Annotated in this window: 17 protein-coding genes and 1 pseudogene; 8 read left to right on the top strand and 10 right to left on the bottom strand. The window is 73.8% G+C overall.

Going from position 1 to position 22,714, the window contains the following annotated elements; translation table 11 throughout:
• Window positions 1-32 precede the first annotated feature (32 nt).
• Window positions 33-1,694, bottom strand: coding sequence for a serine/threonine-protein kinase (locus tag ADK60_RS15085; protein WP_079008374.1), 1,662 nt, complete (start codon window positions 1,692-1,694; stop codon window positions 33-35).
• 530 nt (window positions 1,695-2,224) lie between these two features.
• On the opposite strand from ADK60_RS15085, the gene ADK60_RS15080 reads away from it, so the two are divergent.
• Window positions 2,225-3,385 (top strand): serine hydrolase domain-containing protein, encoded by a 1,161-nt coding sequence (locus ADK60_RS15080; RefSeq protein WP_053646378.1) that lies wholly within the window; start codon window positions 2,225-2,227, stop codon window positions 3,383-3,385.
• Window positions 3,386-3,482: 97 nt separating this feature from the next.
• On the opposite strand, the gene ADK60_RS48400 is transcribed toward ADK60_RS15080, so the two are convergent.
• From ADK60_RS48400 to ADK60_RS15060, 4 genes are all read right to left on the bottom strand, one after another.
• Window positions 3,483-5,033, bottom strand: a complete 1,551-nt coding sequence (locus ADK60_RS48400; protein WP_053646376.1) for a putative Ig domain-containing protein — start codon at window positions 5,031-5,033, stop codon at window positions 3,483-3,485.
• Between the two features lie 186 nt (window positions 5,034-5,219).
• Window positions 5,220-6,029 (bottom strand): hypothetical protein, encoded by an 810-nt coding sequence (locus ADK60_RS15070; protein WP_053646374.1) that lies wholly within the window; start codon window positions 6,027-6,029, stop codon window positions 5,220-5,222.
• 86 nt (window positions 6,030-6,115) lie between these two features.
• Window positions 6,116-7,372, bottom strand: coding sequence for a serine hydrolase domain-containing protein (locus ADK60_RS15065; protein ID WP_053646372.1), 1,257 nt, complete (start codon window positions 7,370-7,372; stop codon window positions 6,116-6,118).
• Between the two features lie 159 nt (window positions 7,373-7,531).
• Window positions 7,532-8,536 carry a hypothetical protein gene (locus ADK60_RS15060; RefSeq protein ID WP_159400447.1) on the bottom strand — a complete coding sequence of 335 codons (1,005 nt, stop codon included), beginning with the start codon at window positions 8,534-8,536 and terminating at the stop codon, window positions 7,532-7,534.
• A gap of 150 nt (window positions 8,537-8,686) precedes the next feature.
• Here ADK60_RS15060 and ADK60_RS15055 point away from each other — a divergent pair, with 150 nt between their 5' ends.
• Window positions 8,687-9,811: an alpha/beta hydrolase gene (locus ADK60_RS15055; RefSeq protein ID WP_053646368.1), complete on the top strand. Its 1,125-nt coding sequence runs from the start codon at window positions 8,687-8,689 to the stop codon at window positions 9,809-9,811.
• 155 nt (window positions 9,812-9,966) lie between these two features.
• A complete protein-coding gene (locus tag ADK60_RS15050; protein ID WP_053646366.1) occupies window positions 9,967-12,444 on the top strand; it encodes an ArnT family glycosyltransferase in 2,478 nt (825 codons plus the stop codon).
• 126 nt (window positions 12,445-12,570) lie between these two features.
• On the opposite strand, the gene ADK60_RS15045 is transcribed toward ADK60_RS15050, so the two are convergent.
• Entirely contained in the window at window positions 12,571-14,145 is a 1,575-nt protein-coding gene (locus ADK60_RS15045) for an alpha/beta hydrolase (protein WP_053646364.1), read from the bottom strand.
• A 67-nt stretch (window positions 14,146-14,212) separates the two neighbouring features.
• Window positions 14,213-14,422: pseudogene (locus ADK60_RS46560) on the bottom strand (IS982 family transposase); the annotation flags it as partial.
• 117 nt (window positions 14,423-14,539) lie between these two features.
• Between ADK60_RS46560 and ADK60_RS15040 the strand changes: the two are divergent.
• Complete coding sequence (locus tag ADK60_RS15040) at window positions 14,540-15,568, top strand: phosphotransferase family protein (protein WP_053646361.1); 1,029 nt, start codon at window positions 14,540-14,542, stop codon at window positions 15,566-15,568.
• Between the two features lie 17 nt (window positions 15,569-15,585).
• Here the strand turns inward: ADK60_RS15040 and ADK60_RS15035 are convergent, their stop codons facing one another.
• Window positions 15,586-16,347 (bottom strand): HNH endonuclease family protein, encoded by a 762-nt coding sequence (locus tag ADK60_RS15035; RefSeq protein ID WP_234371089.1) that lies wholly within the window; start codon window positions 16,345-16,347, stop codon window positions 15,586-15,588.
• A 142-nt stretch (window positions 16,348-16,489) separates the two neighbouring features.
• Window positions 16,490-17,404 carry an NAD-dependent epimerase/dehydratase family protein gene (locus tag ADK60_RS15030; RefSeq protein ID WP_053646359.1) on the bottom strand — a complete coding sequence of 305 codons (915 nt, stop codon included), beginning with the start codon at window positions 17,402-17,404 and terminating at the stop codon, window positions 16,490-16,492.
• Between the two features lie 122 nt (window positions 17,405-17,526).
• On the opposite strand from ADK60_RS15030, the gene ADK60_RS15025 reads away from it, so the two are divergent.
• Complete coding sequence (locus ADK60_RS15025) at window positions 17,527-18,648, top strand: helix-turn-helix domain-containing protein (protein WP_079008373.1); 1,122 nt, start codon at window positions 17,527-17,529, stop codon at window positions 18,646-18,648.
• A 7-nt stretch (window positions 18,649-18,655) separates the two neighbouring features.
• Here ADK60_RS15025 and moaA read toward each other — a convergent pair whose 3' ends face one another.
• Window positions 18,656-19,747 carry a GTP 3',8-cyclase MoaA gene (gene moaA, locus ADK60_RS15020; protein WP_079008372.1) on the bottom strand — a complete coding sequence of 364 codons (1,092 nt, stop codon included), beginning with the start codon at window positions 19,745-19,747 and terminating at the stop codon, window positions 18,656-18,658.
• Window positions 19,748-19,893: 146 nt separating this feature from the next.
• Here moaA and ADK60_RS15015 point away from each other — a divergent pair, with 146 nt between their 5' ends.
• The 3 genes from ADK60_RS15015 to ADK60_RS15005 all read left to right on the top strand — a co-directional run bounded on the left by ADK60_RS15015 (window position 19,894) and on the right by ADK60_RS15005 (window position 22,651).
• Window positions 19,894-20,493, top strand: coding sequence for a nucleotidyltransferase family protein (locus tag ADK60_RS15015; RefSeq protein WP_053646357.1), 600 nt, complete (start codon window positions 19,894-19,896; stop codon window positions 20,491-20,493).
• 244 nt (window positions 20,494-20,737) lie between these two features.
• Window positions 20,738-21,610, top strand: coding sequence for a hypothetical protein (locus ADK60_RS15010; RefSeq protein WP_234371088.1), 873 nt, complete (start codon window positions 20,738-20,740; stop codon window positions 21,608-21,610).
• A gap of 198 nt (window positions 21,611-21,808) precedes the next feature.
• The gene (locus ADK60_RS15005) at window positions 21,809-22,651 is read left to right on the top strand and encodes a hypothetical protein (RefSeq protein WP_079008371.1); all 843 of its coding nucleotides are present in this window, start codon (window positions 21,809-21,811) and stop codon (window positions 22,649-22,651) included.
• Window positions 22,652-22,714: the final 63 nt, after the last annotated feature.

Here is a 22,714-nt window from a genome sequence, read left to right as displayed (position 1 = left end):
TCCCGAGGCACCCGAAGCGCCCGAGGGGCCGGTCACTTGAACGCCGGCGTCGTGGCGGACATGTCCGGGGACGCGCCGTTCACCGTCACGTACTGCGCCAACTCCACCGCCGACGCGGCGAGCGCCTTGGTCGTCTCCTCGCACTGCCCCTTCGGGTAAGCGGCACCCTTCACCGCGAGGAACACGTACAGATTGACGTCCCGGACGTAGAGCACGCAGTTGCTGTCGCTCAGATACTTCGCCGGAAGCCAGAACGCCTCCTCCGCGTACCCAGGGTCCGCCACCCGCGTATGACCGCCGATGTAGAGGCCCTCGTAGTGCGCCTTCGCCCGCTCGGCGCCGCTCACGCCGCCGGGGACGCTCGGGTGGACGTCCCAGACGATGCTGATCTCGTCTCCGCTGCGGGAGTTCCACTGGCAGGACTTCTCCGGGTACTTCCCGTACGTGTCCGTGGCCTCCCAGGTCCCGGGATTGCCCCACGGTGACGAGAACTCCGGTGGCGCCGTCACCCTGCGGGCGTCCGCGCAGGTCGGCACCGCCGGCGCGTACTTGTCCTTGACCTGCGCGAGCGGGACGTTCCCGGGCGTGGGCACCGCCTCCGGGAACACGTCCTCCAGGTCCACCACCCCGGCGGCGACCAGCCCGCCCGCGACCCCGGCGAGCGCCAGCACCGTCGCACCCACCGCCAGCGCGATCCGCGTGCCGCGCCGGCGGCGGCGAACGGGCGCGGGCGCGGGTGTGGGTGTGGACTGCGGCGCGGACGCGGTCTGTGTGGGTGCGGCAGGTGGGAACACGGGCGGCACACCGCCCCCCATCAACCGGGCGACCTCCGCCCGCTGCACCGCGAGCAGGCCGTGCACCGCCTCGGGCCACGGCCGCGCCGCCGGCTCGATCCTCCCCAGCGCCGCGAGCACCGCCTGCGGGGTCGGCCGGGCCGCCGGATCCTTCGCCAGGCACGCCGCGACCAACGGCCGCAGGCCCGCCGGCACCCCGCTCAGCTCCGGCTCGGCGTGCAGGACGGCGAACAGGATCCGCGGCAGCGACTCCCCGACGAAGGCCGGACGACCGGCGCAGGCCACCGCGAGCGTCGCACCGAGCGAGAACACGTCACTGGCGGGCGTCAGTTCACGACCCTCCACCTGCTCGGGCGACATGTAGCCGGGCGAGCCGATCATCGCGCCGGTACGGGTCAGCTTGGTGTCCTGCCCCTCGGCCGCCCGGGCGATCCCGAAGTCGATCACCCGCACGCCGTCCTCGGCGAGCAGCACGTTGGAGGGTTTGAGGTCACGGTGGATCAACCCGGCGCCGTGCACGTCGATCAGCGCCTGCGCCAGCCCGGCCGCCAACCGGCGCGCCGAGTCCTCCGGCAACGCCCCGACCACCCGCAACGCCTCGTTCAACGCCGGCCCCAGCACGAACTGCGAGGCCAGCCAGGGCGTCCCGGCCTCCGGATCGGCGGCGATCACCGCCGCCGTGTACGCGCCCGAAACCCGCCGCGAAGCCTCCACCTCACGCCGGAAGCGCACCCGGAACCCGTCGTCCCCGGCGAACTCGGCGTGCACCTGCTTCACCGCAGCCGCCCGCCCGTCCGGCGCGACGCCCAGCAGCACCCGGCCCATCCCGCCCTGCCCGAGCACCGCCAGCACCCTGAACGGCCCGACCTGCGCGGGACCGTACAGCCCTAGACCCTCCACGTTGACATGCCCCCCACCACCAGCATGCGACGGATCATACCGACGCCCCCCACCACCAACACCCCCAGCCCCAACCCCACCCACCGGAGCAGCACATGACACAGCGCTGGAGGACGATCCCCCATTGTGTGGGGGCAATCCCCGCGTGCGCGGGGAGCAGTACCGATCACATCTGCGGGCGCTGGTAGGAGAGGGACCATCCCCGCGAGCGCGGGGAGCAGGAAGAAGGACCAGTTCACGGAGCTGTTCGGCGAGGGACCATCCCCGCGAGCGCGGGGAGCAGAGTTCGTGACCTGTGGGTCTACGGGGCGTCGGGGTGGAAGCCTGCGACTTCTTCGGATTCGGTCATTTGGGACTCTCGGAGGCGGAGCACAAACGCGTTGCCCCAGCAGGGTACCGACAGCAGCCACCCCCCGATCGTCCACCGCCCGCCCGCACAACCACTCTCCCTCGCAAGGGGGTTGTCCCCCGGCCGAGACGGGGGGTGGCCCGACCGCCGAACGGGTGTACACGCACGTAGCTTGGGCCGCATGAAGAAACTTGCCTTACCCGCGACCCTCGCCCTCGCCCTCGTCGTCGGCGCCACCCTGCCGACCGCCGCCTCCGCCTCCGCCGCTTCGGCGCACCCCCGCTGCGGCAACCATCAGGCGCTGCAGGGCGCGTTGGACGGGTTGACCGGCGAGCACCGGTTGGCCGGCGCCGTCGTCGAGGTCGTCGACCCCGCCTGCGGCACGTGGGCCGGGGCCAGAGGGGTGGCCGAGGTGCGGACCGGGCGGCCGGCGAGTGCCGGGGACCGGTTCCGCATCGGCAGTGTCACCAAGACGTTCACAGCCACCGTCGTCCTCCAACTCGCCGCCGAGGGGCGGCTCTCGCTCGACTCCACCGTGGCGGACCACCTACCCGGCCTGGTCCAGGGCGGCGGCTATGACGGGCGCGTCATCACCGTCCGCCAACTCCTCCAGCAGACCGGTGGATTGCCGGACCACGCCGACGCGTTCGCCGACGCGGACGTGGACTGGCTGCGCCACCATCGGTTCGAGCCGCGGGAACTCGTCGAAGCGGCGCTTCGCCTGCCGCACCCCGCGCCCGGCTGGCACTACTCGACCACCAACTACGTCCTCGCGGGCCTCGTCGTCGAGCAGGTCACCGGGCGGTCGATCGAGGACGAGGTCACCCGGCGCGTCATCGACCCGCTGCGCCTGCGCGACACCTACTGGCCGGGCATGGCGGAGGACATTCGCGGCCGCCACTCGCACAGCTACTTCACGGCCGAGCGCGACGGCGGGCCGGTCCGGGTCGACGGCACCCGCTGGAACACCTCGGCCGGAGGCGCGGGCGGTGCGCTGATCTCCACACCCTCCGACGTCAACCGTTTCCTCGCCGCGCTGCTCGGCGGCCGTCTCCTCCCCGCCGCACAACTCGCCGAGATGCGCACCACCGTGCCGGGCGACCCCGAACGCCTCGGCAGCGAGGGCCGTTACGGGCTCGGCCTGATCACCGAACCCCTCTCCTGCGGCGGCGTCTGGACCGGCCACACCGGCTCCACCCGGGCCGGCCACCACACCGTCACGGCGACGGCCCCCGGCGGCCGGCAGGCAACGATCGCCATCAACGAGTCCCCCACCACCGACGCGGCCGCCAACGCCGTGCTCGCCGCCCTGGACACCGCCCTCTGCCCGCCCCGGACGTGAGGAGGGGTGGAGCAGAAGCACTGACCGGCCGCCGCCCGCGGCGCGGCCCCTCGGAGTGCGCTCCGAGGGGCCGCGCCGTCAGCGCACTGACCGAACGTCAGCTGGTCGCGACCGAGGTGTCGTCGATCACGAAGCTGGTCTGCAGCGAGGAGTCCTCGGTGCCGGTGAACTTGACCGTCACCGACTGACCCGCGTAGGCGGACAGGTCGAGGCTGCGCAGCTGGTAGCCCGCGGCCGCGTCGGCGTTGGAGTAGGTCTTCAGCGTGGTGCCGTTGGCCTGGACCGTCAGCTTGTCGTACGCCGTGGTGCCGGACTCACCGGTGTCGATGTGCAGGTAGAAGCTCAGGGTCGCCTTGCAGCCCGACGGCACGGTCACGGTCTGCGAGAGGCTGTCGGTGTGGGCGGAGCCGTAGCCGTTCAGCCACGCCTTCCAGGTGCCGCCGTGCGGGGCCTGCGAGGCCGACTTGTCGACGACACCGCTGGAGGCGGTCCACGGCGCGGCCGTGCCCGTCTCGAAGCCCGCGTTGCCGAGCAGCTGCGCCGGGGTGCACGTGCCGCCACCGCCACCGGAGACCACCCAGGTGAAGCTGGTGCTACCGGACTTGGCCGCCGCGTCCTTCGCCGTCACGGTGACGTTGTAGGTGCCCGCCGTGCTCGCGGTGCCGCTGATGACACCGGTGGAGGCGTTGATCGACAGACCGGCCGGCAGACCCGTCGCCGAGTAGGTGTACGGGGTCGAACCGCCGCTCGCCGTGATCTTGAGGTTCGCCGAACCGCCCACCGCCGTCGACTGGTCGCCCGGGTTGGCGACCGAGACGGAGCCGCTGCCCGCGGGCTTCGTCAGCAGGCAGCCGCTGACGTTGAGGTCGATGACCCGGCCGTTGCCCAGGCAGGTGGTGAACCAGTAGGTCTGCTGGCCGTAACTCTGCCCCTGGTGCACCGTGGTGGTGCCGTCGGCGGCGACCTCGCACGGGTTGTTGAGGGTGCACATCTGGCCGTCGTCGTTGCCGGTGTTGTTGATGCCGACGACCTTGCGCGTGGCGGCGTCGACGATCGGCGAACCGGAGGTGCCGTGCGTGGTGTTGCAGCCGGAGCTGTAACGGATCGAGTCGCGCCAGCTCCAGGCGTCCTCGCGCAGGTCGGTGAAGCCGTTGACGGAGCAGTTCCAGGTCTGCTTCCAGTAGGACGACGGTATGTACATCGCCGAACCGTCGACCGGGTGGGTGTCGTTGATGGTCAGCGCGGTGGCGCCGAACTTCGAGGTGATCGACCCGAAGGTGTCGGTGAGCTGGTACAGCGCGACATCCGTGCCGGTCATCGTCGCGTACAGCACCTTGTCGGCCTGCACGGTGCCGAGCGAGCCGCCGGAGGCGTTGAGCAGGGTGCCGCTGCGACTGGCGGTCTGGTTCTGGATGACCTGGCCGGCGGCGGGCATGGTCGGCAGGCAGTGGCCGTTGGTGAGCATCAGGGCCCGGTCGGTGTCGACCGACGAGGGGTAACGCACCAGCGAGGCCGAGCAGTTGCTCAGCGCGATGGTGGACGCCAGGTCACCGGCCTGTACCGCCTGCGCGGGGGCGACTGCCACGGAGGTGAGGACCCCGGCGATGACAGCGCTCGCGGCGGACGCGGCGGCAAGTCTCTTGAGCATGGCTCTCCTTGTGGGGGATGCGGAGCGTACGACCGGTTGCGGACGCCCGCGCCGCACGAAAGTGCCATGGTCACCTCAATCGGTCAACCGATCGGGCAGAAGTCACACCCGCGAATCCACCCGAGTCACCACCAACCGGCCACCCACGACAGGGAGAAGACGGACGGCTCAACGGATGAGAGGCCGTCAGCGCAGGTCGAGGACCGGTCGGGTGGAGAGGCAGTCGACGAGGTCCTCGCCCTCCTCGCCGTAGACGAGGGCCGCGAGGTCGGGGTGGCGGTTGGCCGTGGCGAGCGGGAGCCAGGACAGGAAGGTGCCGTAGCCGCCGCAGACGGACTCGCCGCCGTCGCCGCCGTGGATCCGGCCGGGCTCGGCGGTGATCTCGGAGCGGTAGGTGTCGTGCGCGATGAGCAGGCCGAAGGCGTTCGGCCCGGCGTGCGGGCCGGTGTCGTCGCCGTACGGGACGCGGTCGAGCGGGCACTCGTCGCCCCAGCGGAACAGGGTGTGCGCGCCGGCGCCGCAGGCGTGCTCCCACTCGTCGGACGTCGGCAGCCGGAGGCCCTCGCGGGCGAGGACGGCCGGCATGTCGGCGGGCGCCTCCTCGATCGGCTCGTCCTCGACGGCCATGAGCAGGGTCGGCACGGTGACCGTCCGGCGCGGGCTGAGCACCCGGGCCAGGTGGGCGTGCGGGTCCTCGTCGCCGAAGCCCTGGTCGACGCTCTCCTCCTGGTAGCCGGCGAGGAGTTCGGCGGACGGCCGCCAGGCCGCCACGTCGAAGCCGACGGTGACCCGCCCGCCCGGTATCAGTGCGAACATCCGCCCGCCCCGCTCGACCAGCACCCGGTGCAGCGGGGCCCCCAGGTGCTCGACCGTCCCGACCCGCTCGAGCCGCCCGCCCGCGCTGTCGGCGGCCTGGGCGGCGATCCGGGTGGCGGCGGCGAGGTCGAGCCGGCGCCAGGCGGCGAAGGTGAGGGCGGCGAGCGGTTCGGGGGCCATGACGGGAGTGTGGCATGGGCCACTGACAATTGACTGGGAGTGGACCACGGGCGACCCACCGGGGACGGGTCGCCCGGGGACGCCGCTCAGCCGAAGTCGGGGATCGGGTGCTCCGGGGCCAGCACGGCGGCGATGCGCTGGGCGATGGTGTGGGCGCTGTGCCCGCCGGGCGCGGACGGCCCGTCGGTGGTGGAGACGGCGATCGCCAGGTGCTCGCACGGAAGGTAGTCCTGGGAGGCCGAGTAGCCGAAGAACAGCGGGTGCTGGGAGATCCAGTCGTTCAGCACCAGCACGCCCATGCCGTAGTGGGTGGCCTCGGTCTGCGGGATGCAGACCGTGTCCGGGCACTTCCCGGTCGCCCCGCCGAGGCCCACCGTCCCCGGGTTCAGCAGTTCGCGGTAGCCGGCCGGGGAGAGCAGTTCGCCCGAGCCGACGCCGGCGGCCGAGCTCGCCAGGTCGCAGATGTCGGTGGTCTGCACCGCACCGGGGGCGGTGGTCCAGGAGGGGTTCCAGAAGGTGGACTCCTCGTACCGGCCCCGGTCGGCGGTGAAGGCGTGCAGGACCGGTGTCGGGATGTCGGGCGTGAAGCTGTTCATTGTCTCGTGCAGGCCGAGCGGGCCCAGCACCTTCTGCTGGAGCAGGTGGTCCAGCCTCGTCCCGGTGATCTTCTCCAGCGCGGCCCCGAGCAGCACGAAGTTGGCGTGCGAGTAGCTCCAGCTGGTGCCCGGCCGGTACCAGGGGTCCTGACGGGTCGAGATGTCCACCAGCTCCTCGGGCGTCCACTGCCGGAACGGGTCGGCGTAGACGGTCTCGCCGAAGCCGGGGGTGGTGACGTAGTCGACCAGGCCGCTGGTCGAGGCGCCGAGCATCCGCAGGGTGGTCCGGTCGCCGCGCGGGAGGTCGGGCAGCCAGCGCGCCACGGGCTCGTCGAGGCCGACGACACCCTCGTCGACCAGGCGCAGCAGGGCCGTCCCCAGGTAGCTGATCGCGATGTTGCCGTTGCGGAAGTGCATGTCGGGCCGGGCCGGGACGCCGGTCATCGACTCGCCGAGCGCGGTGGTGAGGAGTTCGCGGCCGTCGGCGGTGACCTTCACGATCACCGACTTGAGGCCCAGTTCCTCCTTGGCCGCCTCGGCGACCTTCAGCACGTCGAGCGCCGGGCCCCCGGTGGGCGCCGGGGTGCCGACGCAGGGCCGGCGGTGCTCGGGGCCGGCGCCGTCCCCGGTGACGCGTGCTCCGGTGGCGCCGCCGGCGGTGGTGGCCGGGACAGCGAGGGCGACGAGCGCGGAGACGGCGGTGACGGTGGCGAGGCGCAGCAGGGCGCTCCTGCGGGAGGGTCTCATGCCCGCAGTATCGGCAGGGCGTTCCCGCGCGCCCGGCCCGACGGCCCTCGACCCGCGCGAACGTCACCCGTCGGGCCCGCCCAGGACCCGGCGCCGGGTCCTGGGCGGGCGTGTCCTGGGCGCGCGGGTCCTGGGCGCGCGGGCCCAGGCCGCCGGGCGTTACGGCTGCGGGAAGTTCTGCTCGTCCACGTCGCTGGTCTTCGCGTTGCCGCCGACCTTCGCGGTCAGCGTGATCGACCAGATCGAATAGGTCTTGCCGGTCTCGAAGGCCAGTGTCTCGTCGAACTTGGTGTAGCTGCAGTCCTGGGTGAACATCTTCAGCGTCGGGTCCCAGTCGATGCCGTCGGAGAAGAACACGTCGTAGGTGCCGTCCTCGATGCCCTTGATCGAGGCCTTCTTCCCCTTGCCGACGTACAGCGAGTGGACGGCCTTGCCGGTCTTGGAGAGCGTGACGACGGAGTCGGTGCTGCCCTCCGCGTTGTCGATGTTCAGCTCGCCCTCGCCGCGCAGCTTGCCCTTGGTGACGAAGGCGCCGTTGTCGAGCGCCCGGGTCTGCTGCTGCGGGGTCTGCGGGACGGTGAAGTTGGTGGTGTAGCCGGCCGCGGTCATCTCGGCGAGGGCGCCGGGGATGGCCTTGAGACCCTCCGAGAGGCCGACCTGGGCGAAGGCGGAGCCGGTGGTGCAGTAGGTCTTCGCCTTGATGTCGGTACGGATCTTGCTCAGGTCGGTGGCGAGCTGCGAGAGCGCCGTCACCAGTTGGCGCTTGGTGGTGCCGACCCCGGGCGGGGTGGCGCTCAGCCCGAGACCGCTGCTGGCGGAGTTGGCGGCGCCGGCCGCCTCCTGGAGGCCGGCCATGAAGCCGGTCAGGTCGGAGGCGGGGTTGATCTTGCCGAGCGCGGTGCTGACCGGGTCGACGTAGCCGGCCAGGACCGGCCCGTACGGCGTCGGCGTGGGTGTCGGCGTGGGTGTCGGCGTGTAGGTCGGCGCGGGCAGCGCGCTGAAGCCGTCCGACGGGCTCGACGCCGCCGAACTGCCGCCGCCGCCCGATCCGCCGTCGCTGGCCCCGGAGCAGGCAGCCAGCAGCATCGCTGCGCCGGCCGCCGTGCCGACCTTGATGAAGGACCTCATGGCGTTCCCCCGGATGTTCTCTCGGTGCTCTCTCATGCACACTCCGTGCAGTCTGCTCGTCCCCGCCGACATGATCCCGACCCGACAAGAGACGGTCAACAGGGCGCACTTGCAGCGCGTCGAAGCGTATATGGGGCGCATAAAGGGGCGCGCGGAGGGGCAGGGCGGGTCAACTACGATCGACGGGTGCTCAGCCTCACGGGACTCCCGCTCCAGATCATCGCCGCCGTGCTCGCGGTCGGCGTCTTCGCCGCCACGATGTGGCTCTGGCCGAGGTTCGGCGGACACGGGTGGAAGGCCTGGACGGGACGGGTCGGCGCCTTCCTCGCCACCCAGCTCGCGGTGCTGGTCGCGATGGGGCTGATCGCCAACGGCTACTTCGGCTTCTACAGCTCCTGGAGCGACCTGCTCGGCACCAACGGCAAGCCCGGCACCGTCGTCGACCACCAGCCGAACGCGGCCGCCACCCTCTCCGTCACCGGGGAGAAGAACATGTACTCGGCGCAGGGCTCGGCCCGCGACCGCTCCGGGGTGATCCAGGAGGTCTCGGTCCGCGGCCCGCAGAGCGGACTGAGCAGCGACGCCTTCGTCTACCTCCCGCCGCAGTACTTCCAGCCCGAGTACGCGCAGAGCAAGTTCCCGATGGCCCTGGTACTGGCCGGGTACCCGGGCTCGGCGGAGAAGCTCATCACGCTGATGCAGTACCCGGCCTCCGCCCTCACCGCCATCGAGGAGAAGAAGCTGCCGCCGACCGTCCTGGTGCTGATGCGCCCGACCCTGGTCGGCAACCGCGACACCGAGTGCATGGACGTCCCCGGCGGGCCGCAGGTCGAGACCTTCTTCACCAGCGACCTGCCCAAGGCGCTGTCCGCCGGCTACCGGATCGGCACCGACCCGGCCAACCGCGCGGTGATCGGCAACTCCACCGGCGGCTACTGCGCCCTCAAGTTCGCGCTGCGCAAGCCGGACGCGTACCGGTCCGCGATCTCGCTCTCCGGCTACTACACCGCGCCGATCGACGAGACCACCGGCGACCTGTTCGCGGGCAACGACCGGCTGAAGCAGGAGAACGACCTGGTCTGGCGGCTGCGGAACAAGCCCGCCGAGCCGGTCGCGCTGCTGCTCGCCACCAGCTACGACGAGAACAACTACGAGGGCACCCAGGCCATGGTCGGCGCGTTCAAGGCGCCGACCAAGCTGTCCACCATCACCCTCGACACCGGCGGCCACAACTTCCACACCTGGACCAGGGAGATCCCGCCCGCGCTGGAGTGGCTCGGCAAGCACCTGACGATGCCGCAGGCTGCGTAACAGCGCCCCTGCCGACGTAGCGGCACCCCGACCGACGCAACAGCACCCCGGTCGGCGCAACGGCACCAGCCCTCCCACCAGGGGCGGCGAGGATCACAGACGGCTCATACCCGGGTCTCACCGTTCTCTCAGCCGGGCGCCCGAGCGTAGCGCCCATGACCACGACCAGCCTCACCCCGCCGGCCGGCGAGCCCTGGCCGGAGGCCGGGGACTTCCCGCCCCCGCTGCTGCCGCCCGGCCCCGCGCCGGAGGGGGCGGCACCCGGGCGGCCCGCCCAGCCGCCGCTGTTCCCGGAGTTCCCGCTGCCGCCCACCGGCCCCAAGGGCCCGGCCTCCTGGGCCGGACGGCTGCGCACCCTGCCCGGCCGGACCTGGCGGGGACGCCCGGAGGACCCGCGCTGGACCCGGCCCTCGCTGCTCGCCCTGCTGGCGGCCACCGCCGTCCTCTACCTCTGGGGCCTGTCCGCCTCCGGCTGGGCCAACTCCTTCTACTCCGCCGCCGCCCAGGCGGGCAGCCAGAACTGGAAGGCCTTCTTCTACGGCTCCTCGGACGCCGGGAACTTCATCACCGTCGACAAGCCCCCGCTGGCCCTGTGGCCGATGGCGCTCTCGGCCCGGGTCTTCGGGCTCTCCTCCTGGTCGGTACTGGCCCCGCAGGCGCTGATGGCCGTCGGCACGGTCGCCACCCTGTACGCGACGGTGCGCCGGCGCTTCTCGCCGCTCGCCGGACTGCTGGCCGGCCTCGCCTTCGCGCTGACGCCGGTGGCGGCGCTGATGTTCCGCTTCAACAACCCGGACGCGCTGCTGGTCCTGCTGCTCACCCTGGCCGCCTACGGGCTGGTGCGGGCGATCGAGGCCGCGGGCACCCGGTGGCTGGTGTTCACCGGGGTGATGCTCGGTCTGGCCTTCCTCACCAAGACCCTGCAGGCGTTCCTGGTGCTGCCCGCCTTCGTGCTGGTCTACCTGGTGGTGGCGCCGACCGGGCTGTGGCGGCGGGTCCGGCAGCTGCTGGCCGGCGGACTGGCGATACTGGTCGCGGGCGGCTGGTGGGTCGCGGTCGTCGAACTGGTGCCGGCGTCGGCGCGCCCGTACATCGGCGGCTCGCAGGACAACAGCTTCCTCTCCCTCACCTTCGGCTACAACGGCCTGGGGCGGCTCAACGGCAACGAGACCGGCAGCGTCGGCGGCGGTGGCCGCAGCCGGCTCCCGGCCGGGGTCGAGACGGTCTTCGGCAACGGCCCCGGCGGTGCGCCCGCCGGTGCGCCCGGTGGAATGCCCGGCGGGACGCGCGGCGGTGGCGGCTGGGGCGAGACCGGCATCACCCGGCTGTTCGACGGCGACATCGGCGGGCAGATCGCCTGGCTGCTGCCCGCCGCGCTGATCCTGCTGCTGCTCGGCCTGTGGGCGACCCGGCGGCACGCCCGGACGGACACCGCGCGCGCGGCCTTCCTGGTCTGGGGCGGCTGGCTCCTGTGCACCGCGCTGACCTTCAGCTTCATGTCCGGGATCTTCCACCAGTACTACACGGTGGCGCTGGCCCCGGCGGTCGCCGCACTGGTCGGCATGGGCGTGGACGGGCTGTGGCGGGCCCGGCACCGGCTGCCGTACGCGGCGGTGCTGGCCGCGACGCTCGCCGTGACGGCGGTGTGGGCGTACGTGCTGCTCGGGCGGAGCCCCGACTTCCAGCCGTGGCTGCGTCCGGCGGTGCTGGCCGGCGGGCTGCTCGCGGCGGTGGCACTGCTGGTGGCCGGCCCGCTGGGGGCCCGGCTCGCGGGCGGCACCCCGGCGACCGGCGCGGGCGCCGGAGCCGGGGCCGATACTCCGGCCGACGGGCGCGGCGGGGCGCGGCGGATCGCCGGGCGGGCGACCGCCGTGGCGGGCCTGGTGGGCGCGGCGGCGGCACTGGGCGGTCCGGCGGCGTACGCGCTGGAGACGGTCGGCACCCCGCACCAGGGCTCGATCGTGCTGGCCGGGCCCTCGGTGGCGGGCGGCTTCGGCCCCGGCGGCATGCGGGGGCGCGGTGCGGGCGGCGGACCGGCCCTGTGGCTCGACGGCCGGATGGTGACGCCCCAGCAGGGCGGCGGCCAGGGTGGCGGCCAACCCGTCCCCGGCTCCCCGCAGCAGGACGGCGGCCGGGGCACCGGCGGGGTCCCGAACGGCAACGGCAGCACCCAGGGCCCGGGCCCGTACCTCGTCATCGGCGGCCCCGGCGGGATGAACGGGCTGCTGAACGGCGCCCAGGTGAGCGACGAGGCGGCCGCCCTGCTGGCGCAGGACGCCGACCGCTACCGCTGGGCCGCCGCGACCTCCGGTTCGCAGAACGCCGCCAGCTACCAGCTCGCCTCCGGCGTACCGGTGATGGCCCTCGGCGGCTTCAACAGCAGCGACCCGTCGCTCAGCCTGGACGCCTTCCGGCAGTACGTGCGGGAGGGAAAGGTGCACTGGTTCATCGGCGGCGGCTCGCGCGGCTTCGGCGGCGGGGAGACGGCCGGGGTGAACGGCGCGAACGGGCCCGGTGGCGAGTCCTCGCAGTCCCAGACCGCCCGGATCGAGGAGTGGGTGGCGAGCCACTACACGGCTCGCACGGTCGGCGGGTCGACCTTCTACGACCTGACCCAGCCGCCCACCTCCTGACCCGGCAGCTCCGGCAGCTCCGGCAGCTCCCGACGGCGGGGCGTCCCACTGGTGTGTTCACCATGGTGCGCCCCGCCGGACCGTTACCCCCGGACCGTTACCCCTGGACCGCTACCCCTCGGACCGCTACCCCCGGTCGCTCGCGCAGCGCGTCCCGGCGGCCGGCACCGTGCCGTCGACCAGGTAGGCGCCCACCGCCGCCCGGACGCAGGCGCTGTGCCCGTAGCCGGTGTGCCCCTCGCCCTCGCGGGTGAGCAGCACGGCGTTGCCCAGCTGCGCGACGAGCTGCTGGGCGTTGGCGTACGAGGTAGCCGCGTCGCCGGTGGAGCCGACCACCACGATCGGCGTGGTGGCCTTCGAGGCGATCGGGTGCGCCTTCTCCGGCGAACGGAACGGCCAGCTCCGGCAGTCCGGGTCGAACAGCGTCGCCGCCGGTTCGTGACGGCTGATCAGCGGGGCCCTGGCGGCCATCCGGGCGTAGGCGTCCCGCAGCGCGTCCCCGGTCGGGACGTCGGTGGCCCCGTCGGCGCAGTAGATCGCCGTGTAGGCGTCGGCAGCGGCGCCGTAACGGCCGTCCCCGCCACGCTTGTTGTAGGAGTCGGCGTAGGCGAGCAGATAGTCGCCGTCGCCCTGGTTCATGGCCCGGCCGATGGCGGCGGCCAGGCCGTCCCAGCCGCCCTCGTCGCCGTAGAGGGCGTCCATCACGCCCGCCCAGGCGGCGGCGGAGGTGAGGACCCGGCCGCCGGTGGTGGTGAGCGGCTTCCGCTTCAGCCCGTCGAGGAAGTCGGCGGCCCGCCCGGCCGCCTTGTCCGGGTCCTTGCCGAACGGGCACTGCGACTGCTGGGCGCAGTGGGCGGCGAAGGCGCGCAGCGAGCGGTCGAAGCCCGCGTACTGCTCGATGTTGGTCTCGGCGATCGGTTTGGCCGGGTCGATCGCGCCGTCCAGCACCAGTCGGCCGACCCGGTCCGGGAACTCCTCGGCGTAGACGCTGCCGAGGTAGGTCCCGTAGGACAGGCCCAGGTAGTTGAGCCTGGGGTCGCCGAGCGCCGCGCGCAGCACGTCCATGTCGCGCGCGGTGTCGCGGGTGCCGACGTGCTCCAGCAGCGTGCCGTACTTGGCCCGGCAGGCGTCCGCGAGCAGCTTGCCGTGCTCCGGCCCGGGGGTGTCGGTGGTGAGCCAGCTGTCCCGGGCCCGGTCGTCCAGGCAGTTGACCGGGGCACTGCGGCCGGTGGCCCGGGGGTCGAAGCCGACGATGTCGTAGTGGTCGCGCAGCGGACCGTCGTAGTCGCGCTGGCCGCCGAGGACGGCGTCGACACCGCTGTTGCCCGGCCCGCCCGGGTTGACCAGGAGCGACCCGGCCCGCTGCGCGGGCTCGGCGGCGCCGACCCGGGCCACCGCCACGTCGAGGGTGGCGCCGGACGGATCGGCGTAGTCCAGCGGCACCTTGAGGGTCGCGCACCGCACCGACGCCGGGTCGACACCCTCGGTCCTCGGCGCGCCCTTGCAGGCCGCCCAGGCGAGCTTCTGGCCGTAGAACGAGCGGAGCGCCGGGTCCGGGGCCGACTGCGCGGCCTCGGCCGCCGCGACACTCTCCGCCCCGGAGGCGCCCGCACCGGTGGAGCCGCCCCCGCCGGTACAGGCCGCCAGCAGCACCGCCGCGGCGACGGCGGGCAGGGCACGTCGCGAGAGCCGGGTCGTCATCGAGTCCACCGCACACGAATATCACCCGACCGTCACACCATCGACGGCGCCCCACCCCCTGGATGATCAGGTGGGCCCGGGCGTGCCGGAGCCACCGGGCCCGGGAGGTGCAGCCGAGCACGGCCTGCGTCATCGACAGCGTCACCGGTTCGGCGTCGCCGAGCTGCGGTGCTGTCCCGACCGCCGGCCGCCGCGGGGCAAGCTGCGGCAACCCCGTCAGCAGGTCGTCCGCCTTCACGTAGAGTGCGGTCCCGAGGGAGTCCAACTCTGTCTTCACACACTGACCTTGGACTCCCTCCTCCTCTGCGCGCAGCCGTCGCCCAGGATCATTCGCTTCTGCGGTGGCATGCCGAGCGGCAATGTCCTGCTCCGAGGGGGCCCACGCAGTCGAGACATGGGGAGGCGGGCCGTGGACGCGGTACGCAGAGTTGCCACACGGGATCGGCTGGCAGGCGTCGCCCGTGCGGCTCTGGGCACCGAGCACCGCGTTACGGGTGTCTCGCGGCTCCGAGGCGGAAGCAAGAAGGGCGTGTATCGCCTCACCCTCGACAATGACTCGACCGCCATCGTCTACATCTGGGACGACACCGAGAACTACTGGCCCACCACGCGGGCCGACCAGGCCGACAACCATGCGGACCCGTTCTCGCCCGCCTCCGGCATCGAGCTCTTCGAAGCCGCGCACCGGCACCTGGACACGCTGGACATCCGCTCACCCCGCATCCTCCTGGCCGACCGAAGCCGGAGCCACTACCCGGCAGACATCGCGGTGGTCGAGGACGTACCGGGCGAGAACCTGGAAACACTGCTCCGCCAAGACCCGCGCAGCCTGGAAACGACGATGGCGCGACTCGCTGAGGCGCTCGGTGCGATGCAGCGGCACCAGGGCCCCCGCTTCGGCAAAGTCGCCCTGATCGACAAGGGCGGCACCTCCGAGGGCAGCTCCTGCGAGCAGGTCGTCCTCGACCGTGCGCTCGACGACCTGGCCGAAGCTGCTTCACGCGACCCGCGGATCACACGCTCCCGCGACCACCTGGAGCACGTGGTTCGCGCACTGGCCGCCACCGTGCGCCCACGCTCGCAGCACGGGCTCATCCACGGAGAACTCGGACCGGACCACGTGCTCGTGGACCGGGACGGGCAGCCGGTCCTCATCGACATCGAAGGGCTGATGTTCTTCGACATCGAGTGGGAGCACGCGTTCCTACGACTGCGTTTCGGCGACCACTACCGGTGGCTGGACCGCAATGACCTCGACGAACAGCGCCTGACGTTCTACACGCTGGCGATGCGCCTGTCCCTCGTCGCCGGGCCACTGCGGCTCCTCGACGGCGACTTCCCCGACCGCGACTTCATGATGGGCATCGTGGAGCACAACCTCCAAGAGGCACTCGCCTTCCTGCCCTCGAACCCCATGGCATAGATCATCCGGGCGGGGTGTCAGCCGCCGCACTGCTGCAGCATCGCCCTCTTGTCCGCCTCCGTCACCGGCAGCTGGTACTTCAGCGACACCTGCGCGAAGCGGACCGCGTACGCGCACCGTATCCGCGGGTCCGCGGGCAGCCAGGCGGACGGGCCGGAGTCGCCCTTGGAGGCGTTCTGCGAGCCGTCGGCGGGGACGAGGTTCAGCGGGTCGTTGGCGATCCGGACCCGCTTGGCCTTGTCCCACCCGCTCGCGCCCATCTGCCAGTCGTAGGACAGCGGCATCACATGGTCTATCTGGATCTTCGACGCCTGCTGCTTGCTCCAGCGCACGGTCTTCCCGGTGTACGGGTCGAGGATGGTCATCGCGGTGACCACGCACTTCGAGCCGTCCTTGCGCTCGACCGCCGAACCGTCGCGGGCCAGCAGGTCGTTGCGGGTGTCGCAGTTGTTGCGGCCGCCCGGCACACCGTCCACGCTGTCGGTCCAGGCGGGGCCGAACTCGTTGCGGTCGTAGCCGTCCTTGGGGCCGGTCGCGGCGGTGGCGACCCTGGCGATCAGCTCCCGGCCCGCCTTCTGCTCCTCGGGCGAAGTCAGCGGCGCCAGGCCGGGCTTGGTGCCGTCCGGGTTGTCCAGCGGACTGGTGCCCGGGCCGACGGCGCCCGCCCCGGCGGGCGCGGCGTCCTCGCTGCGCGTCCCGGCGCCGGAGCAACCGCTCAGCACCAGGGTGGATATCAGGAACACGGCGGCGGCCGACAGGGTGGGGCGACGGGCGGGCACGGTGGACTCCCCGGATGGGTGGGCGGCTGACGGCGCACCAGCAGACCAGCCCGCCCGCACCCGGTCAAGCCACCACAACCCGGAGCATTTCGATCATGGCGAAGCTCACACCGGGCGCCGCCCCGCCCCCGCTACGACCGCACTACGACCGCGCGCCGCGGACGATCTCCTCGACCACCGCCTCGAACGGCGTCGCCGTCACCCCGAGCACCTCCTCCGTACGCGTCGAGTCCAGCCGCAGCGGCCGGTCGTACAGATAGGCCATCTCCTCCACCTCGGCGAGGATTTCGTCCCCCGACCGGACCAGATCGGCCGGCGCGACGGCGGTGAGCGCGGGCTCCGGCGCCCCGGCCGCCGCCGCCAGCCGCCGGGCCACCTCGCGGGCCGAGGCCTCGCTGGTGCTGGGCACGTGCCAGGCCCGGCCCCAGGACGCCTCGTTGCGGGCGGCGGCGACCAGGGTGGCGGCCACATCGCCGAGGTGGCTCCAGCTGTGCGGCGCGTCCAGGTCGGCGGGGTAGCCGACCGGCTCGCCGGCCAGCACGGCGGGTACCACCGTGAAGCCGAACAACGAGGTCGCGCCCCGGCCGAGGAAGTCGCTGGCCCTGACCTCCGTGACGCGTGCCCGGCCCGCCCGGTGCGCGGCGAGCGCCTCCGCCCACAGGGCCGCCCGCAGCGTGCCCTTGCGGCTGGTCGGGGCGGCGGGCAGGTCCTCGGTGAGCGGGCCGTCGACCGGCCCGTAGCCGTACAGGTTGCCGAGCATCACGTAGCCCGCGCCGGTCCGTTCGGCGGCGGTCAGCAGCCCGGCGGCGAGCGGCGGGAACTCGGTGAGCCAGCGGTGGTAGGGCGGGGCGGCGCAGTTGACCAGTGACAGCGCGCCCTCGGCCAGCGCGGTGAGGGCGTCGGCGTCGGCGGCGTCGGCGGCGATCCGCTCGATGCCGGGGTGCTCGGGGCCGGTGCCGCGCCGGGTGACCAGCCGGACCTGTTCGCCGGAGCCGGCGAGGAGCAGGGCGGTGGCGGTGCCGGTCGGGCCGGCGCCGGTGACGACGTGGAAGGACATGGGAGGCTCCTGGGCTGCCGTTGGGGTGGGTGGCGCCCGAGCGTCGGCGCCGTGATCAACTCTCCTTCGGGACCCGGCCGCACGGCAGGGCCCGGGCTGCCAAGGTTCCGGAGGTTCTGGCCATGCCCCCCACCACCCGACCGGCCCCGACCGGGCCTGCGACCGACTCCCGACCGGCCGCCAACCGACCTGCCGACTCCCGACCGGCCGCCAACCGACCTGCCGACTCCCGCCCCGCCGCCAACCGACCGGCCGCCAACAGGCCGACCGGCGTCCATCGGATCGCGGTGGTCGCGGTGCCCCCGGTGACCGCCTTCGACCTCACCATTCCCGACCTCGTCTTCGGCTCCGCCGAACTGGACGGCGACCCGGTGTACCGGGTGCGGATCTGCACCGCCGAACCGGGCCCGGTGACCACCACCGGCAGCCTCCAGGTGGTCGTCCCGCACGGCCTGGAGGAGATCGCCGAGGCCGACACCGTCCTCGTCACCGGGTCCGCCTCCCGCGCCGACGCCGACGAACGGATCCTCACCGCCCTGCGCGCGGCGGCGGACCGGGGCGCGCGGATGGCCTCGATCTGCACCGGTGCCTTCGTACTGGCCCAGGCCGGGCTGCTGGACGGGCACAGCGCCACCACCTACTGGGTGCAGGCGGGCGCCCTGGAGCACCGCTTCCCCAAGGTGCGGGTGCTCCCGCAGGCGCTGTTCGTCGACGACGGCCCGGTGCTCACCTCGGCCGGGCTGACCGCCGGCATCGACCTGTGCCTGCACATGGTGCGGACCGACCACGGCGCGGCGACGGCCAACGCGGTGGCCCGGCTGGCGGCGCTCTCGGAGGTCCGCGAGGGCGGCCGGGCGCAGATCCTGCCGGCCCCGGTCGCCGGCGCGGACGGCAGTTCGCTCGCCGCCACCCGGGCCTGGGCGCTGGCCCGGCTGGCCGAGCCGCTCACCCTGGCCGACCTGGCCGCGCACGCGGGGGTGAGCGTGCGCACCCTCAACCGCCGCTTCCGGGCCGAGACGGGCACCACGCCGCTGCACTGGCTGCTCACCCAACGCCTGGAACAGGCGCGCGAGTTGCTGGAGTCCACCGATCTGGCGGTGGACCGGGTCGCCGCCAGGACCGGCTTCGTCACCGCCGATTCGCTGCGCGGCCACCTGCTACGGCGGATCGGCATGACCCCGCGCGCCTACCGCACGCACTTCGCCCGGTCGGCCGCCGATCCGCGCTCCGGCACAGGTCTTTGACGGCGAGTCAGCCGCCGATGGCCGACATCGGACGGGCGGGCCGGACGAAGTCCGCGCCGCCGATGGCGTGGCCGGGGCCCTTGCGGGCGATGGTGGCCCGCCAGGCGGCCTCCACCCGGTCGTCGTCGGCGCCGTCGCGCAGCAGCGCGCGCAGGTCGGACTCCTCGGTGGCGAACAGGCAGTTGCGCAGCTGCCCGTCGGCGGTGAGCCGCACCCGGTCGCACCCGCCGCAGAACGGACGGGTGACGGAGGCGATCACGCCCACCACCGCGTCCGTCCCGGCGATCCGCCACTCCTCGGCCGGGGCGTTGCCGGACCGGCCGACCGGGTGCAGCTCGAAGCGCTCGCCGAGACGGGCCAGGATCTCGTCCGCGGTGACCATCCGCTCGCGGTCCCAGGCGCCCTGCGCGTCCAGCGGCATCGACTCGATGAAGCGCATCCGGTAGCCGTGCCGGACGGCGAACCCGAGCAGCTCGGCCAGTTCGTCGTCGTTGACCCCGCGCACCGGCACCGCGTTCACCTTCACCGGGGCGAGCCCGGCCGCGTGGGCGGCGGCCAGCCCGGCCAGCACGTCGTCGAGCCGGTCCCGGCGGGTGAGCGCGGCGTACCGCTCGGGGCGCAGGGTGTCCAGGCTGACGTTGACCCGGTGCAGCCCGGCCGCGCGCAGCGCCCCGGCGGTCCTGGCCAGGCCGATGCCGTTGGTGGTCAGCGACACCTCCGCCCCGAGCGCGGCGATCCGCCCGACCAGGGCGGGCAGGCCGCGCCGCAGCAGCGGCTCGCCGCCGGTGAGGCGCACCGCCGTGATGCCGAGCCGGCGGACGGCGATCCGCACCAGGCGGACCACCTCGTCGTCGCTCAGCACCTCGGCCCGGGGCAGCCAGTCCAGCCCCTCGGCGGGCATGCAGTAGGTGCAGCGCAGGTTGCACCGGTCGGTCAGCGACACCCGCAGATCGGTGTGCACCCGCCCGTACCGGTCCACCAGGGGGCGCACCGCCCCGATGTGCTCCCCGACGGCGTGGTCCGGTGCGGCGGCGGCCGCTCCCGGGGCCGCCCCCGGCGCACTGTTCCTCGACGCACTGTTCCTCGACGCGCTGCTCATCCGCCCAGTACAGGGGCCCTGCGGCGGGAGCACCAGCGGCCGAACCGCCGGGGCGCGGCCACTCGCCGCCGCCCCCGCTCGTGCGATCGTCCAACACCCGGCGGCGGGACTGTCGCCCCGGCCGCCGGGCCGGGCAGGCTGGGCACATGGAACAGAGGGACGCGGTCACCGCGCTGGTGCTGGCGGCCGGGGGCGGGCGGCGGTTGGGCGGACGACCGAAGGCGCTGCTGCCGTACCGGGGGCGGCCGCTGGTGGAGCACGCCGCGGCGGCGGCCCGGGCGGGCGGCTGCCGGGAGGTGACGGTGGTGCTGGGCGCGGACCGGGACCGGGTGCGTTCCACGGCCCATCTGCCGGACTGCCGGCTGGTGGCCAACCCGGACTGGGCGAGCGGCATGGGCTCCTCGCTGCGGGCCGGTCTGGCCGCGCTGCCCGCAGGGTCCTCGGCGGTGCTGGTGATGCTGGTGGACACCCCGGGGGTGGGCCCGGCCGCGGTGGCCCGGCTGCTGGCCGCGCACCGGGCCGGGGCCGGTCTGGCCGCGGCGACGTACGGGGGGCGGCGCGGGCACCCGGTGCTGATCGGGGCCGGGTACCTCGCCGAGGCGGCGGCGGGCGCGCGGGGGGACGCGGGGGCCCGGGCCCTGCTGGCGGCGCACGCCGACGAGTTGGTCCCGGTCGAGTGCGCCGACGTCGCCTCCGCGGACGACCTGGACACGCCCGCCGACCTCGCCCGCTGGGGCGCGGGGTGACACCCGCCCGGCGCCGGACCGGCACCGGAGCACCAGCAGGGCGCCACCGGAGCCCGGCCGTCCGCCGCCGGCCGGGGCGGGACTCCCGCCCGAGGGGGACCGCCCTCCTCCTCACCGGCGAGGATTCGGGCGCGCACCCCTGATTCGTCCCTGAGGATTGCCGCATTCCGCGCCGCGCCTCCCGGGTTTCGGGGAGCATGGGACACGTCACTCCGCCCCCGATTCGAACGGACGGTACCCCGCGATGGCCGGACTGCCCGACGACTTCACCGGACACGACCCGGCCGGGCGCGGCCCGGGGGCGGCGGGTGGCGCCCGGGCGATCCGCTGCCCCGCCTGCCGGCGGGAGCACCTCTACGAGCCGCCCTCGCTGCCCTGCCCGTGCGGCGCCTCGCTCAAGGTGCCGCTGCTGCGCGGCGGGGTGCCGGTGCAGGTGCGGTTCCGGTCGTGGGAGGACTCCTGGCTGAGCATGCGCTGTCCGCACTGCGGCCGCTCCGACCAGTGGCCGCAACCCGAGTTCACCTGCAACTGCGGCGCCACCGTGCGGCTCCCGGTGGACCGGACGACCCGGCTGGGCAGCGGGGCGGCGGCCGGCCCGCTGGGTACCGCCGCCGGGCCGCGGGCCTCCCACCCGCACCCGGCCCGCCCCGCGCACTCCCTGGACGCCCCGCCCGCCGCGGCGCCGCCGGCCCCCGGGTCCGGCGGGCAGGCCGCGCAGTGGCGGCGCCGCGCGCCGTTCCGCCCGCACCCGGTGCGGACCTCGCAGGACGCGGTGTTCACCGCCGCCCGCTACCTGGAGTGGCTGGGCTTCGACGACCTGGAGCTGACGGAGGCCCAGGAGCGCGACGGTGTGACCCTGTTGGGCGGCCGGATGGTCGCGCAGGTGGACACCTGGACCGAGCCGGCCGACGTGAAGTCGGTCGAGTGCCTGTGGCTGCAGACCCTGCACGCGGAGGAGATGGCCGCCGCGATGTTCACTCTTGCGGGCTATTCGCACCAGGCCACGGTGCGCGGCGAGCAGCTGCTGGTGGCCCTGTTCAGCCTGGATCTGGCGGGTGTGCCGCAGCCCGCGAACGGCGCCGCGGAGGCCCTGATGGAGACCGGCTGGACGTCCTGAGGCCTCGTTCGGGCCCCGACCGACCGGCCGCTGATCGTTTAGACGAAAACCCGGCCGCGCGCAACAACCTCCGCTCGTGATCTGGTGCACAAGCTCGCCCCCGTGTTGAATTGCCGCCACAACGCGGGCCTGTGGTGTGTCGTGCCACGGACGGGGAGGGCCCGCGTCCTGCTGGATGGCGCACACAAGGAGGTGGCGTTGTCGGAGCACGGATGGGGCCCGAACGGTCAGGACGCACCGGGGCGCACAGCGCCACCGGAGCCGGGGGACACCGTATGGCGGCTGCGGTCCCGGGCGTGCTGGCGGGAGGCCGCCGACCTGCTGCGGCCGGCCGCAGAACGCGACCCGGCGGCAGCTCTGATCAGGGCCGAACTCCTGATCGAGCAGTGCCTGTTCACCGCCGCCCACTGGAACCAGGCGGAGCAGGCCCTGCGACTGGCCGAGGCCACCGTGACCACCACCGAGCAGCGCGCGGCGGCCGCCTGCGCCCGGGGCTTCCTGGCGTACGTGGCCAGCGTCCTGGGCGCCCGCGACCGTCTCGACGAGGCGCAGGCCGCGCTCGGCCGCACCTCGGCGCTGCTGCCGCCGGACGCACCGGGCCGGCCGCTGCTGGACTTCCGCCGGGGACTGGTGGCGGAGAACCTGCTGCGCGACCCGACGGCGGCCTGGATCGCCTACCGCCGGGCCCACGAGGGCGCGGGGGAGCGCGGCGACGAACTGCTGCGCTCCTCGACCTGGCGGCACCTGGCCGCGCTGGCGCTGGCCGCCGGGGACCACGAGCGGGCCCGGGAGGGCTTCGACGCCTCGTTGCGGCTGCGCGAGCAGTTGGGCTTCACGGTCGGGGTGGCCCCGGCGCTGGCGGCGCTGGCCGAGGTGTCCGAGCCGGAGGAGGCCACCCGGCTGCGGGCGGAGGCGACCCGGCTGGTGCAGGCGCTCGGGGGCGTGCCGGTGTGGCTCGCCCGCCAACTGGGCGCGGGGCGCGCGCCGGGCGCTCCCCCGGACGGACGCATTGGGAGGCAGGCCGGGGGCCCGATCAGCTAAGGTGAGCCTAACCTGGCCGGGTCGAGCAGTGCCCCGGCCAGGTTCGCCTTGCCGTTCCCGGGC

The organism is Streptomyces sp. XY431 (assembly GCF_001279805.1).
Classification (GTDB): domain Bacteria; phylum Actinomycetota; class Actinomycetes; order Streptomycetales; family Streptomycetaceae; genus Kitasatospora; species Kitasatospora purpeofusca.
The sequence above is the reverse complement of the archived record's forward strand: the minus strand, read 5'-3'. Positions and strand labels throughout refer to the sequence as shown.

Excerpts from the sequence above, each read along its gene's own strand:
- ADK60_RS15010 (WP_234371088.1), top strand. The coding sequence starts at position 20,738 with ATGGCCGGACTGCCCGACGACTTCACCGGACACGACCCGGCCGGGCGC.
- ADK60_RS15045 (WP_053646364.1), bottom strand. The coding sequence starts at position 14,145 with ATGACGACCCGGCTCTCGCGACGTGCCCTGCCCGCCGTCGCCGCGGCG.
- ADK60_RS48400 (WP_053646376.1), bottom strand. The coding sequence starts at position 5,033 with ATGCTCAAGAGACTTGCCGCCGCGTCCGCCGCGAGCGCTGTCATCGCC.
- ADK60_RS15015 (WP_053646357.1), top strand. The coding sequence starts at position 19,894 with ATGGAACAGAGGGACGCGGTCACCGCGCTGGTGCTGGCGGCCGGGGGC.
- ADK60_RS15025 (WP_079008373.1), top strand. The coding sequence starts at position 17,527 with ATGCCCCCCACCACCCGACCGGCCCCGACCGGGCCTGCGACCGACTCC.
- ADK60_RS15050 (WP_053646366.1), top strand. The coding sequence starts at position 9,967 with ATGACCACGACCAGCCTCACCCCGCCGGCCGGCGAGCCCTGGCCGGAG.
- moaA (WP_079008372.1), bottom strand. The coding sequence starts at position 19,747 with ATGAGCAGCGCGTCGAGGAACAGTGCGTCGAGGAACAGTGCGCCGGGG.
- ADK60_RS15070 (WP_053646374.1), bottom strand. The coding sequence starts at position 6,029 with ATGGCCCCCGAACCGCTCGCCGCCCTCACCTTCGCCGCCTGGCGCCGG.
- ADK60_RS15065 (WP_053646372.1), bottom strand. The coding sequence starts at position 7,372 with ATGAGACCCTCCCGCAGGAGCGCCCTGCTGCGCCTCGCCACCGTCACC.
- ADK60_RS15060 (WP_159400447.1), bottom strand. The coding sequence starts at position 8,536 with ATGAGAGAGCACCGAGAGAACATCCGGGGGAACGCCATGAGGTCCTTC.
- ADK60_RS15030 (WP_053646359.1), bottom strand. The coding sequence starts at position 17,404 with ATGTCCTTCCACGTCGTCACCGGCGCCGGCCCGACCGGCACCGCCACC.
- ADK60_RS15080 (WP_053646378.1), top strand. The coding sequence starts at position 2,225 with ATGAAGAAACTTGCCTTACCCGCGACCCTCGCCCTCGCCCTCGTCGTC.
- ADK60_RS15040 (WP_053646361.1), top strand. The coding sequence starts at position 14,540 with ATGGGGAGGCGGGCCGTGGACGCGGTACGCAGAGTTGCCACACGGGAT.